Source organism: Iocasia fonsfrigidae (assembly GCF_017751145.1).
GTDB classification, from domain to species: Bacteria; Bacillota; Halanaerobiia; order Halanaerobiales; family DTU029; genus Iocasia; species Iocasia fonsfrigidae.
Genome location: NZ_CP046640.1, coordinates 3,834,789 through 3,847,235, shown reverse-complemented (window position 1 = coordinate 3,847,235; position 12,447 = coordinate 3,834,789). Strand labels below are relative to the sequence as shown.

Here is a 12,447-nt window from a genome sequence, read left to right as displayed (position 1 = left end):
TGTTTCATAATAAAACATTAACAAACAACCCCGACAAGTGTGAAACTTACATTCTTATTTATTTATAAAATAAAAAAGAATGAAAAATAAAAATTATTCCATAAAAATAATTTTATGTTTAAAAATGAAACGAATAACCGTTAAAAACAGCAATATTGTTTCAAAAAGAAAAGAAAGAAGCAGGATTAAATACTCCCTTTTTAAATTGGGAGTATTTAATTTTTCTATAAAGGTATTCCCTGGCATAGTTGATGCAATTTATAATAAACAAATAAATAAAAAATGAAATTATACAGGGTGAGAGACAATGATGATTATAATTGCAGACGATCTAACTGGTGCCAATGATTCAGGTGTACAGCTTTCCAAACAGGGCCTTAAGACACTGGTCTATATTGATCCCTTGAATTGGCAGGATGACTCTCAAAGTAATAATTTATTTAAGGGCGATGTTCTGGTAATTGATACAGAGACAAGGGAGCTAAGTGGTGAGGAGGCTGCTGAGGCCAGCAGGAAAATCACTGCTAAATTACGGCTGGATCAGCAAAAAAATGCTACTTTTTACAAAAAAATCGATTCCACACTCAGGGGTAATATTGGTAAAGAGCTGGAGGTATTAATGGATTTTCTGGATAAGGACCTCTGTATTTTGGCTCCAAGTTTCCCGGGTAATAACCGTTTAACTGTAGGTGGATATCTGCTGGTAAACAATGAACCCCTGGGGTTAAGTCAGTATTATCAAGGGGGTCTTGACCCCTGGCAGGGGAGTTATATCCCCGATTATATCCAGCAGCAGACTGATTTACCGGTAGGATTGGTTGAATTAAAAGATGTTATGCAGGGGGAAAAGGTCATATTTAAACAGATTGAAGCCCTGCAGAAAAAAGGGAAAAAGATTATAGTCTTTGATGCAGCACTGGATTCACAGTTAAGGGATATTGTAAACAGCAGCAAAAGATTGAATAGTTCTATCCTGTACTGTGGTTCTGCTGGTCTGGCCAATCATTTTTCCAGTCTAAACTCCAGTAAAAGAGAAGATGATTATTTAATAAGCAGTGATAAGAAGCCGATTTTAATGGTAGTAGGCACCAGAAATAAGGTAATGGAGGAGCAGATAAAATACCTCTCCCGGAATTTATTAGTTTCTTACCTTAAGATTGATCTATTGGACATTTTTGGGGATAAAAAGGGTTCTTTAAAGAGCTATACCAGTAAGGCCCTGGCTGCCCTGGAGGGAGAAAAGCACCTTATCATTCACCCTGACCCTGATTTTAATCAACAGGAAGCAGCTGATGAGATATTACAGGCCAGAGAGATTTCTTTCAGGGGACTGGAGACAAAGATCAGGGATTTCCTGGCTGAGCTTACTGCTAATATCCTGGCAGAAGCCGAGATAAGAGACCTTTTTGTAACAGGTGGTGATACAGCTATTGGTATCTGTAATAAACTTGGTATTAAGAGTCTATTAATCAGGGAAGAGATTTTACCAGGTATACCCCTTAGTTCTCCTGAAAACTCAAAATATCAGAGACTGAGATTAGTTACCAAGGCAGGGGGATTTGGGGGAGAAGAGACCTTATATAAAATAGTATCAAAACTCAGTACTAACAGGGAGGTGAAGGTTTAGAGATAAACCTTAAATATGGATAAACCAATTATAGCAATAACAATGGGAGACCCGGCTGGTATTGGAGCAGAGATTGCGGTCAGGGCACTGGGGAATAGAGAAATATATGAAAGGGCAAAACCACTTGTTATTGGCAGTCGGGTAATTATGGAAGATGCAATTAATTATATTCCTTCAAATCTTAAATTAAATGTTATAGAAGATATTGGGGATGTAGTAGGGAAACACGGTCTGTTGGATTTACTTGACCTTGACAATATTGGATTACATGACTTTAAGTATGGAGAGGTCAGTGCGGCTGCCGGTAAGGCCTCTGTAGAATATATACTAAAAGGGATAGAACTGGCCATGGATAATAGGGTTGCTGCAGTAGTAACCGGACCTATCCATAAAGAGGCAATTAATCAGGCAGGTTTTAAATATGCCGGTCATACTGAAATATTCGCTGAAAAGACTAAAGCAAAGGATTATGCTATGATGTTGACCAGTGAAGATATGAAGGTAATTCATGTTTCTACACATGTTTCTTTACGTAAGGCCTGTGATTTGGTCAAAAAAGATAGGGTATTAAAGGTCATAGAACTAGCCCATCAGGCCCTGTTAGATCTGGGTATAGCAGAACCCCGCATAGCTGTGGCAGGCTTAAACCCCCATTCAGGGGAACAAGGCCTTTTTGGCAGGGAAGAGATTGATGAGATTATACCAGCAATTGAAGAGGCTGCTGTTGGAGAGATAAAGGCTGAAGGACCTGTTCCACCAGATACAATCTTTAGTAAGGTGCAGGGAGGCATGTATGATATTGCTGTGGTAATGTATCATGACCAGGGACATATCCCGATGAAGGTGACAGGTTTTAAATACAATAAAGAAACAGATAAGTTTTCTTCTGTCAGTGGGGTAAACACTACTGTAGGCCTGCCTATCATCAGGACATCAGTTGACCACGGAACAGCCTATGATAAAGCTGGTGAAGGAAGGGCTAATGAAGAGAGCCTTGTAGAGGCCTTTAATATGGCGATAGATTTTGCGAAAAACAGATATTAATATAAATATTTTAAGATTAGTGTGAATCATTGATAAAGGAGGGTAAATAATGTATAAGATTTTGGTTACAAAGCCGATACATCCTATTGGAATGAAAATTTTACGTGAGAAAGCAGATGTAGCAATTTTATCTAGTGTTGAAAATATGGAAGAGGAATCAAAAGATAAAGACGCAATCATTCTTAGAATAGGCAATGTTACGAAAAGTATCATTGAGGGGAATCCTAATTTAAAAGTTATAGCAAAACATGGGGTTGGAGTTGATGAAATAGATGTAGAAACTGCTACTAAATTTAAAATCCCTGTTGTAAATGCTCCTGGGGCTAATGCAGATTCGGTTGCTGAACATACTATTGCTATGTTATTAGCTCTGGTTAAAAATATAAGGAATTCTGATATTAACTTGAGAAAGGGAAAATTCAACTATAGAGATAGTGCTAAACCAGTTGGACTAGAGGGTAAAACTTTTGGCGTAGCTGGTTATGGGCAGATTGGAAAAAAAATAGTAGAAAAAAGCAGGGGCTTTAACATGAATACAATAGTTTATGACCCTTATGCTGAAATAAATGAAAATCAGGAAGTAGAATTTTGTGATAGCATTGATACCCTTTTTAAAAAATCTGATATTGTAAGTTTGCATATGCCATTAACTAAGGAAACTATAAATTTGATAACATATAAACAATTAAAATTATTGGGTGAAAAAGGGTATTTAATTAATTGTGCAAGAGGAGAAGTTATATGTCAGAGTGATTTATCATTAGCATTAGAAAATGAGATTATAGCTGGAGCAGCTTTAGATGTGTTTGATAAGGAACCACCTGATATAAATGAAAAATTATTTTCTTATGATAATATTATTGTAACTCCTCATATGGCAGCATTATCAGAAGAAGCAATTATTAAAATGTCAACGATGGTATCTAGAGGAGTATTAAAAGTTTTAGAAGGAGAAATGCCAGAAAACGTTGTAAATTTAAATCAAATAACTTACTAACTAATTAATTATAGATAGCAGTGATAAGGCAGGAGGTGACTAGAAAGAAATAAATAAGTTCATATTTTTTAATTTTAATACTAAACAAAAGGAGAGTGTAAAATGAAAAAGTTTAACCTATCTACAGTATTAATCATGTCAATGGTCTTTGTATTAGTTGTAAGTGCAGGTGCTTTAGCAGGTCAGGTTTCAATTAAATTAGGATTTGGTAGTCAATTAGATCCTTTTGATGCTTCTAGTGCTGGTATGATGTATTTCAAACAATACGTTGAGACAGAATCAAATGGAAATATTAAAGTTGACTTATTTCCAGCTAATCAGTTAGGAAGTAATGATGAGATGCTTGAACAGGTAAAAAGAGGGACGATTGAAATGGCTACAAGTATGGGGAGTGGACAGTTAGCTGCAAAGTATTATCCAAATTTCTATATGTTTGATATTCCATATTTGTTTAAATCTACTAAGGTAGCTTGGGATGTAGTTAATCCTAATAATGAGTTTATGAAGGGATTATTGGAAGATATGGCTCAAAAGTCAGGCGTTAGACCTCTTGGATTTTATGTAGAAGGGAGACGCCACTTTACTAATAATGTTCGTTCAATTCATACTCCAGCAGATATGAAAGGTTTAAAGATTAGAACAATGTCTGTACCGGCACATATGGAAATGGTTAAGGCATTAGGAGCATCACCTACACCAATTGCTTATTCAGAGCTTTATGGCGCGATGCAGACAGGAGTAGTAGATGGGCAGGAAAATCCAATAAACAATATTAATTATTTAAAGGCTTATGAAGTACAAAAATATGTTACTCTTGATGGTCATATCACATATATGGTTCCCCTAGTAATAAACGAGAAATTCTATCAAGGTCTAACTGAGGATCAGCAAAGAATAATTAGAGAAGGTGCTTTAGAATCATTTAGAATTAATAATGCTGTGTCTTCAATACAGAACATGATAGGATTAAAAGAAGTAAAGGAACATGGGATGAAGGTTACTATTTTAACTGATGAACAATTACAGCAATTTAGAGATGCTGCCAGACCTAAAGTCCTTAAATTTATTCGTAAACAAGTAGAAGATCAGGATATTATTGACGAATTATTTGCTGAAATTGAAAAATATGAGTATTAATACTAAAACTGAGCTTTAGTTTAATAATAGGGCACCTATCAAGGGTATTTAAAATCACAGGTGCCCTATCAAAAAAACAATAAAAATAAGGGAGGGTTTATTTTGTTTTGGAAAATATTATCAAATTTTAGTTGGTTTATTTCCCTTATATCTCTTGCAAGTGGTATTATAATAATTATCATTCAAGTTTTTTTGAGGTATGTATTTGGTTTTAGTCTACCATGGGCAGAAGAATTAGCAAGATATTGTATGATATATATAGGTATGATAGGGAGTGCACTAACTTTAAGAGAGAGTTCTCATCCGAGTATTGATTTTATTAAAAAAGTATTGACAGACAGAGGAAATTATATTTTAGATTTAATTTGTCAAATAGCGACTCTTTTTTTTGCAGGAGTAATAATCTGGGGTGGATATTCAATTTTTATGTTTGAAGGTTTTTCTTCAAGAACACCAGCCTTAAGAATTTTATGGGCATTCCCCTATTTTTCAATATCTCTGGCAGGAGTTTTACTATTTCTCTTTACAGTGGAAAAATTTATTAACATGTTAAAAGTTAAAAGCAAAGATAAATAAGGCAGCTAGTTTTTTATTTTAAGATTTAAATATTTTAAGAGAAGTTTTAATTACAAAAGGGGGGTAATATTGTGAGTGTTTTAGCTTGGCTATTTCTAGTTTTTGCAATCTTGTTATTTTCAGGAATTCCAGTAAGTGTTGGACTAGGGTTAACATCACTTTTTTATTGTGTAATAACTGGAAATTATTCTTTTATCCTTATGATACCCAAGAGAATGTTTGCTGGTATGAATAGTTTTGTTATTATGGCAATTCCATTATTTATGTTGACAGGAAGTTTAATGAATAAAGGTGGAGTTACAACTCGTTTGATTAAATTGTCAGATTTGTTAGTAGGTCGTTTAAGGGGTGGATTAGCACATGTTAATGTTTTAGCGAGTATGCTTTTTGCTGGAATAACGGGGTCTGCGTTATCTGATATAGCAGCTATGGGTTCTGTCTTAGTTCCAGCAATGGTTGAGGATGGATATGATAAAGAATTTTCAACAGCTGTTACTGCTGCTTCTGCTATTCAGGGTCCTATTATTCCGCCGTCAATTCCAGCAGTATTAGTAGCAGCTGTAACAGGTATTAGTACAGGAGCCCTATTTTTGGGAGGAGCTATTCCTGGTATGCTTCTTGGTGTTGGTTGTTTTATTATTATATTCTTTTTGGCTCGAAAAAGAAAATACCCTAAAAATGAAACAAAATATACTAAAGAACAAATATTTAAAATAATTAAGGATTCAATTGTAGCAATAATGGCTCCTGTTATTATTTTAGGGGGAATATTAAGTGGTATTTTTACTCCTACTGAAGCAGCAGGAATTGCAGTTCTATATTCTTTTGTTGTTGCGGTATTAATATACAAGAATGTAGGGCTTAAGAGCTTGATAAATATTATGAAAGAAACAATTATTCAATCTTCTAAAATATACTTTATTATAGGAGTTGCGACATCTTTTGCTTGGTTTTTAAGTTTGGAACGTTTTCCAGATTTACTTACAAATATCTTGCTATCTTATAGTGGAGGTAGCACATGGAAAATACTATTGATACTCAATGTAATACTATTACTTTGGGGGATGTTTATTAGTACAAACCCAGGCATATTAATTTTAGGTCCTATTTTATTTCCTATAATACAAAGTTTTGGAATAAACCCTGTACATTTTGGTGTGATTATGATAGTTAATTTTATGATTGGGTTAATTACACCTCCATTTGGAGTTGGACTCTTCTCAGCTGTTGCAATAGGTGAAGTATCTTTAATTGATTTAATTAAAGAGTTATGGCCTTTTTTAATAATCGAATTAGCAGTTCTGTGTTTAGTTACATTTGTTCCTGCCATCTCACTTTTCTTGCCTAGATTATTTGGTTTAATCTAGTAGTTGTAGGGAAAATATGATTTAGCATTAGGGGAACTTGTAACAGTAATTAGCAGTAAGGTAACTATTATTTTATAAGGAAAAAATTAAAATTATAAGAAAGGAGTCTTAAATATGCAAGATATTATTTTTCAAATACCAAAAAGAGTAGAAATAGGTTTTTCTAAGAGTGAACAGGTAGGAGAAATAGTTGAAGAATTAGGTATTTCTAGATTACTTGTAGTAGTAGATAATAATTTGATGAAATTAGGACTTATAGACAGCATATTAGCTCTCTTAAAAGATTTAGGAATATCATTTTCAATATTTGATGAAATAAAAGGGGAGCCTACTATTGATGAGATAGATCAAGCCATAAAAAAACTTAATATAATAAATAGATTTGATGGAATTATAGGTATTGGTGGAGGTAGTACTCTTGATACTGCAAAATTGCTGGCCGTTGCCAATAGTGTAGAAGATTCTGTTAAAGAGTTTATTGGTAAAAAGATAACTGAACCGGGATTACCGACAATTATGATTCCTACGACATCAGGAACTGGTTCGGAAGCAACCCCAAATGCTATTGTAAAAAATGTTGAAAAAAATATCAAATTGGGATTAATTGGACCGGCGTTAATACCGAAAGTAGTTATACTGGACCCAGAGTTAACGATATCTCTGCCGCCAAAAATTACAGCAGAAACAGGAATAGATGCCTTTACCCATGCTATTGAATGCTTTATTTGTAATAAAGCAAATGAAATGAGTGATTTATATGCTTTGGAGGGAATTCGTTTAATAAGTAAATATTTACCGTTAGCAGTTAAAAACGGAGAAAATAAAGAAGCAAGATATAAAATGATTTTAGGGAGTTTTTATGGTGGGGTAGCGATAACAAATTCTGGAACAGGGGCAGTGCATGCTCTGGCCTACCCATTAGGCGGGAAATATGGGGTAAGTCATGGGTTATCTAATGCTATTTTACTGGCTGATGTAATGGAATTCAATTCTTCAGCAGTACCAGATAAATTTGTTAGAGTGGCAGAAAAAATGAGTATTAAGAGAGATGGACTTTCAACAGGGCAGATTGTAGTTAGAGTAGTAGAGGCAATTAAAGATTTAACTAGAGAGGTCGGTATCAAGGTTGATACTATCAATATTGCTGAAAATGATATTAAGGATCTGGCTAAGTCTGCAATGACAGTAGAACGTTTATTAAATAATAATCCACGGTTAGTTGAATATAAAGATGCAAAAAGAATATATAAAAAGGTTTTTGTTGACTAATATAATAAGGAGGAATTTAAAATGTTTAATCCGGAGGGAATAATTGTTGCCATGGTTACTCCTATGACTTCAAATGAGGACCTTGATGAAGCAATATTACGTAAAGCTGTAAACTATTATATTGACAAAGGTGTACAGGGATTATTTTGTTTAAGTACTAATGGAGAGTTTTTCTCTTTAACTTATGAAGAAAAGATACGAATGGTTGAAATAGTAATAGATGAAGCTAAAGGAAGAGTTCAGGTATGGGTTGGTACTGGCGGAATAACTACCAGGGAAGTAATTAAACTTACCAAAGAAGTGGAAGCTATGGGTGCCGATGCAGTTTCTGTAATTACACCTTATGTGATCTCACCTTCACAGGAAGAAATGTTTGTTCACTATCAGCGTATTGCTGAAAGTGTTAAGCTACCGATTATAATTTATAATATTCCTGCTAAGACACAGGTTTCTATTTCCCCAGATATTGTACAGCAGCTGGCAGAGATTGATAATGTTGTGGGCATTAAAGATAGTAGTGGAGATTTTAAAAATATCCTGCAATATATCCAATTAACACCTGCAGATTTTAGTGTATTATCAGGTAATGATGGATTAGTATACTGGACTTTACTGGCAGGAGGTAAAGGGTCTGTTAGTGGTATGGCCAATATTTTCCCCGAAATAATGGTAGGTATATACCGTTTATGGAAAGAAGGAAAATATGAAGAGGCAAAAGAAATGCAGGATAAAATTGCTCCAATTCGGAGTACTCTGGGTTTAAATACCTTTCCATCAATTGTTAAGACAGCTATGGAACTAAGCGGTAAGCCTGTTGGTCCAACTAGAAGTCCAATTCTAATGCCTGATGAAAGTATAAAAACGAAAGTCAAGGAAGTTATTAATAAACATTATTTGCAATACACATCTTCCTTTTAAATATATCTCTGACAATCAACTAGTAAGGCGGGAGGACCCCAGGATGTAAATCCAGGGGTCCTTTTGTCAATTATAAAATTCTGTATTATAATTATAGTATAAATAGAAAAATAGCGTTTTGGGTATAAATTTGCTAACAGACAAGCCTGGTTTGAAGAACCATTAAAGTCTATTGTAATATAATATAGTCTATAGTTCCATTTTAAACTTATCACTGAACTAAAAAATTGGAGGTGAAATTATGCAACGAAAAACCTTTGCGGCCAAATTATTGATAACTATGGTTGCTTTAATGATAACAGCTTATATTGTTCCTGGAATTTATGTTAGCGGATTCATTGCTGGCCTTTTGGCAGCCTTAATATTGGGTTTTGTCAATGCTGTATTCAAGCCAATCTTTACAATATTGACATTACCATTTACAATTATAACCTTCGGTCTTTTCCTATTTGTAATAAACGGACTGATGCTGCTCATAACTGCAGCTTTTGTCCCTGGTTTTTATATTTCTGGAATCTTCTCTGCCATCATTGCTTCCATAATACTAAGTTTTATTAACTGGATTTTGGAAGGAATACTGGATTAAAGAATTAGCCAGCTTTTTAGCTGGCTTTTATAGGTTATAGGAGGCAAGTTTAACTCATCTCCTGAGGAATATCTCCTGAGGAAGATCAAAAATAATGAGTTTCCCCATTTTTAAAAATAGCAAAAACTAACCTTTACTGTCATAATGGTAAAGAAAGTTGTAAATTGTTTTGTGATCGCTGTTTTTGGTAATAACTTTTTAAAAACGAATTTATTCCAGTGTATGATTTCTCTAAAATAGCTTTAAAACCATCTGCTATTGCATAATAATCAAAATCCGGGAGATTAAATATTCTATCAGAAACCTTCTTTACAATTATCTTGAGTTCGGTCTGTTTTTTCTTGTTTGAAAATAGAGCTAAAAATCCTATTGCTATTGATAAAATTAAATCTAAATTTCTTATTCTTTTTAAAGATCTTACTCTAAAATTTTCAAAGTCAAACTTCTGTTTTTTGAATCTAAAATATTCTTCTATTCTCCATCTTTTAATATATGCTTTTAAAATGGTAAGAGTAAGTTTTTTAGCCTTTGGCCTTAAATTTGTAATTAACATCATTGGATTATTTCCAAGGCCTCTAACTATTACAAGAGTTAAATTTTTATCTTTTAAAGCTGGTAATTTAATTGGAGCATAACTAAATTTTAATTTTCTTTCTTTGTTATCCTGGTTGGTATAGCAATAGACATATTTACCTTTGTATAGATCAGCTATTTTCTTAATATTTATGCTTCTGCCTTTATAAATAAGATTGCGGTTACTTTTAGCCCTAATTACAAAATCTTTATTGCTATCAGTAAAATATTTATAATAAAGATTGGCATCATAGCCTCTATCAAGGGCATAAATACCTTTTTTTCCAAAATGCTTTTCAATAAAATTAAGACCTTTTAATGCTTCAATATTTCTACTTTTAAAACCAGATTCTAAACTTGAGTAGATATGAGAGTATACTTCTATAGGCAGTTCTTTATTATCAGTTAGAGCAGCTATTTCAAAAGTATCATAACCTTTTTCAGTTTCACCTTTGCTACCATCTCTAACTCTATCAAGAGCCTCCAGTTCTTTACTGTAGGGTTTTACTATATCTGATTTGTCACAGCAGAAAACAGTATTATCATCAATATGTGGTTTAATCTTATTTAGATAATCAGTAATTAGTTCTTCTTGTTGATTAAAATTTTCAAGGTTTCTGGATAAACGTTCAACAGTTTTTTTGAAAAGGATATCTTCTTTAAGAGAACGAGCAATATTACTTAAAAGTACTGATTGACCTTTTAGTAAACCATAAATCATTTGAGTAATAAATTTAGTTTTAGGTTTTGATAGGTTTTTAGAAATACTTTTAGAAAAATTGCTTACTTTTCGTTTCAATTGGTAAATAAATTTGGTATAATTACTCATAGGTGGAACAACTCCTTTTGGTTTTTGTGTCCAAACAAATTATACCAAATTCAGGAGCTTGTTTCACCTTTTTTGCGTAATCTGTGGATAACTATTTTTAAACCATTCTCAACATGAATTATCCACAATTTTGCCTGTTGATAACTTTTTCTTTATATACACTCAAAAAATGGGGAAACTCCTGTCAAAAATAATTTGACAGTTATCAAGAAAAGTAGTAAACTAATTATAGAAACTTATTTTGGACGATTGAATAAGTATCAGAAATTATTTTTTTAAAAACTTTTTTTGTCATACAAAAAAAGTTTTGGGTTTGGGAGGAATACTAGATGAGAAAAGGTAATATGAAATTAATGAAAAATATAAATGTATCCTTAATTATCAGGGAATTTAATGATGCTGGTCCCTGTTCTCGAGCAGATTTAACTGAAAAAACAGGCTTGAGCCCTACTACGATTACTACCCTGATTGATGAAATGATAAAAAATAAGTTGATAATAGTAATAGGTGAAGGTGAATCAAAAGGTGGACGGAGACCAATTTTATTAGATTTAAACCCTGATCATGGTTATATACTTAGTGCTAATATTTCTGCAGGTTCTATTTCAATGGCTTTACTTGACCTCAAATATAATATTCATGATAGTTATGAAGAGGAATTAAGATATCCAGTTGAACACAATATAGTTGAAATAATAGTAAATATAATTAATAAATTGATTAAAAACAACAATATTATTGAAGAAAAAATCATTGGGCTGGCTCTCGGGTGGTCGGGAATTATTAATCAAGAAAATGGTTCTGTTAAATATTCGGCTATTATGGGTTTAAGGGATTTCCTTGTCCTTGAACCAATACAGGAAAAATATTCTTTTCCTGTATATTTAGAAAACGATACTAATTTAGCTGCTCTCGCGGAAAATGAGTTTGGCTATAAACATTTAGAAAATTATATATATGTAATGATTGGGTCCCAAGTCGGTGCTGGAATAATAATAGATAACAATATTTACCGGGGAAAATTTGGTCAGGCCGGTGAATTTGGCCATATAATTGTAGAAAAAGAAGGGGCTAAGTGTGTTTGTGGGCGTAAAGGTTGTTTAACAGCTGTTTTATCCCAGTATATTTCTGTGGAAAATGAAAGGCAATTCCGTAAACAATTTAAGAATATAGATTTTGATTCTCCAAATTATGAAAACTTTTGTGATTATCTAGCCCTGGCTCTTTCCAATTACATACATTTGATAGATACTGAGGCAGTCATTTTTGGAGGAGAGCTGGTAAAACTGGCTCCAAAGTCTTTTTACAAGCAAATGAAAGACAGAATCAAGAAATACTCGATGTGGGATTTTTATCAAAATGTACAGGTTCTGCCAGCGACTCTAGCAGAGGATGCCGTTATAATGGGAGGGGCTAGTTTTTGTTTTCATAATTCCAGGTATTTTAAGAGAGAGGGGGGAGCAATAAAATAAAAAATTTAAACTATTTTAAGATTTTTCGTTTTTAACCAAAACAAGGAGGGAT

The 12,447-nt window shown here is 33.2% G+C and carries 12 protein-coding genes; 11 read left to right on the top strand and 1 reads right to left on the bottom strand.

All coding sequences use genetic code 11. The features are described 5' to 3' along the window. Positions 1 to 79: 79 nt before the first annotated feature. From GM661_RS18455 to GM661_RS18410, 10 genes are all read left to right on the top strand, one after another. A complete protein-coding gene (locus GM661_RS18455; RefSeq protein ID WP_230868123.1) occupies positions 80 to 286 on the top strand; it encodes a hypothetical protein in 207 nt (68 codons plus the stop codon). Positions 287 to 307: 21 nt separating this feature from the next. After that, positions 308 to 1,627 (top strand): four-carbon acid sugar kinase family protein, encoded by a 1,320-nt coding sequence (locus tag GM661_RS18450; RefSeq protein ID WP_230868122.1) that lies wholly within the window; start codon positions 308 to 310, stop codon positions 1,625 to 1,627. Positions 1,628 to 1,642: 15 nt separating this feature from the next. Next, positions 1,643 to 2,671: a 4-hydroxythreonine-4-phosphate dehydrogenase PdxA gene (pdxA, locus tag GM661_RS18445; RefSeq protein WP_230868121.1), complete on the top strand. Its 1,029-nt coding sequence runs from the start codon at positions 1,643 to 1,645 to the stop codon at positions 2,669 to 2,671. Positions 2,672 to 2,720: 49 nt separating this feature from the next. Continuing rightward, entirely contained in the window at positions 2,721 to 3,668 is a 948-nt protein-coding gene (locus GM661_RS18440) for a hydroxyacid dehydrogenase (protein WP_230868120.1), read from the top strand. A gap of 102 nt (positions 3,669 to 3,770) precedes the next feature. Continuing rightward, positions 3,771 to 4,805, top strand: a complete 1,035-nt coding sequence (locus tag GM661_RS18435) for a TRAP transporter substrate-binding protein (RefSeq protein ID WP_230868119.1) — start codon at positions 3,771 to 3,773, stop codon at positions 4,803 to 4,805. Between the two features lie 102 nt (positions 4,806 to 4,907). After that, a complete protein-coding gene (locus GM661_RS18430; protein ID WP_164522083.1) occupies positions 4,908 to 5,381 on the top strand; it encodes a TRAP transporter small permease in 474 nt (157 codons plus the stop codon). A gap of 71 nt (positions 5,382 to 5,452) precedes the next feature. Further along, complete coding sequence (locus GM661_RS18425) at positions 5,453 to 6,748, top strand: TRAP transporter large permease (RefSeq protein WP_164522082.1); 1,296 nt, start codon at positions 5,453 to 5,455, stop codon at positions 6,746 to 6,748. Positions 6,749 to 6,862: 114 nt separating this feature from the next. Next, positions 6,863 to 8,017, top strand: coding sequence for an iron-containing alcohol dehydrogenase (locus GM661_RS18420; RefSeq protein ID WP_230868118.1), 1,155 nt, complete (start codon positions 6,863 to 6,865; stop codon positions 8,015 to 8,017). Positions 8,018 to 8,038: 21 nt separating this feature from the next. After that, positions 8,039 to 8,935 (top strand): 4-hydroxy-tetrahydrodipicolinate synthase, encoded by an 897-nt coding sequence (dapA, locus tag GM661_RS18415; RefSeq protein WP_230868117.1) that lies wholly within the window; start codon positions 8,039 to 8,041, stop codon positions 8,933 to 8,935. 241 nt (positions 8,936 to 9,176) lie between these two features. Continuing rightward, a complete protein-coding gene (locus GM661_RS18410; RefSeq protein ID WP_230868116.1) occupies positions 9,177 to 9,521 on the top strand; it encodes a phage holin family protein in 345 nt (114 codons plus the stop codon). Between the two features lie 139 nt (positions 9,522 to 9,660). On the opposite strand, the gene GM661_RS18405 is transcribed toward GM661_RS18410, so the two are convergent. After that, positions 9,661 to 10,923 carry a transposase gene (locus GM661_RS18405; protein WP_230868115.1) on the bottom strand — a complete coding sequence of 421 codons (1,263 nt, stop codon included), beginning with the start codon at positions 10,921 to 10,923 and terminating at the stop codon, positions 9,661 to 9,663. Between the two features lie 329 nt (positions 10,924 to 11,252). On the opposite strand from GM661_RS18405, the gene GM661_RS18400 reads away from it, so the two are divergent. Further along, entirely contained in the window at positions 11,253 to 12,395 is a 1,143-nt protein-coding gene (locus GM661_RS18400; RefSeq protein WP_230868114.1) for an ROK family transcriptional regulator, read from the top strand. The last annotated feature ends 52 nt before the right edge of the window (positions 12,396 to 12,447 follow it).

What these genes read in the sequence shown, in the direction of transcription:
- GM661_RS18450 (WP_230868122.1), top strand. Translation starts at nt 308, where the DNA reads ATGATGATTATAATTGCAGACGATCTAACTGGTGCCAATGATTCAGGT.
- GM661_RS18420 (WP_230868118.1), top strand. Translation starts at nt 6,863, where the DNA reads ATGCAAGATATTATTTTTCAAATACCAAAAAGAGTAGAAATAGGTTTT.
- GM661_RS18410 (WP_230868116.1), top strand. Translation starts at nt 9,177, where the DNA reads ATGCAACGAAAAACCTTTGCGGCCAAATTATTGATAACTATGGTTGCT.
- GM661_RS18400 (WP_230868114.1), top strand. Translation starts at nt 11,253, where the DNA reads ATGAGAAAAGGTAATATGAAATTAATGAAAAATATAAATGTATCCTTA.
- GM661_RS18440 (WP_230868120.1), top strand. Translation starts at nt 2,721, where the DNA reads ATGTATAAGATTTTGGTTACAAAGCCGATACATCCTATTGGAATGAAA.
- GM661_RS18435 (WP_230868119.1), top strand. Translation starts at nt 3,771, where the DNA reads ATGAAAAAGTTTAACCTATCTACAGTATTAATCATGTCAATGGTCTTT.
- pdxA (WP_230868121.1), top strand. Translation starts at nt 1,643, where the DNA reads ATGGATAAACCAATTATAGCAATAACAATGGGAGACCCGGCTGGTATT.
- dapA (WP_230868117.1), top strand. Translation starts at nt 8,039, where the DNA reads ATGTTTAATCCGGAGGGAATAATTGTTGCCATGGTTACTCCTATGACT.
- GM661_RS18455 (WP_230868123.1), top strand. Translation starts at nt 80, where the DNA reads ATGAAAAATAAAAATTATTCCATAAAAATAATTTTATGTTTAAAAATG.
- GM661_RS18405 (WP_230868115.1), bottom strand. Translation starts at nt 10,923, where the DNA reads ATGAGTAATTATACCAAATTTATTTACCAATTGAAACGAAAAGTAAGC.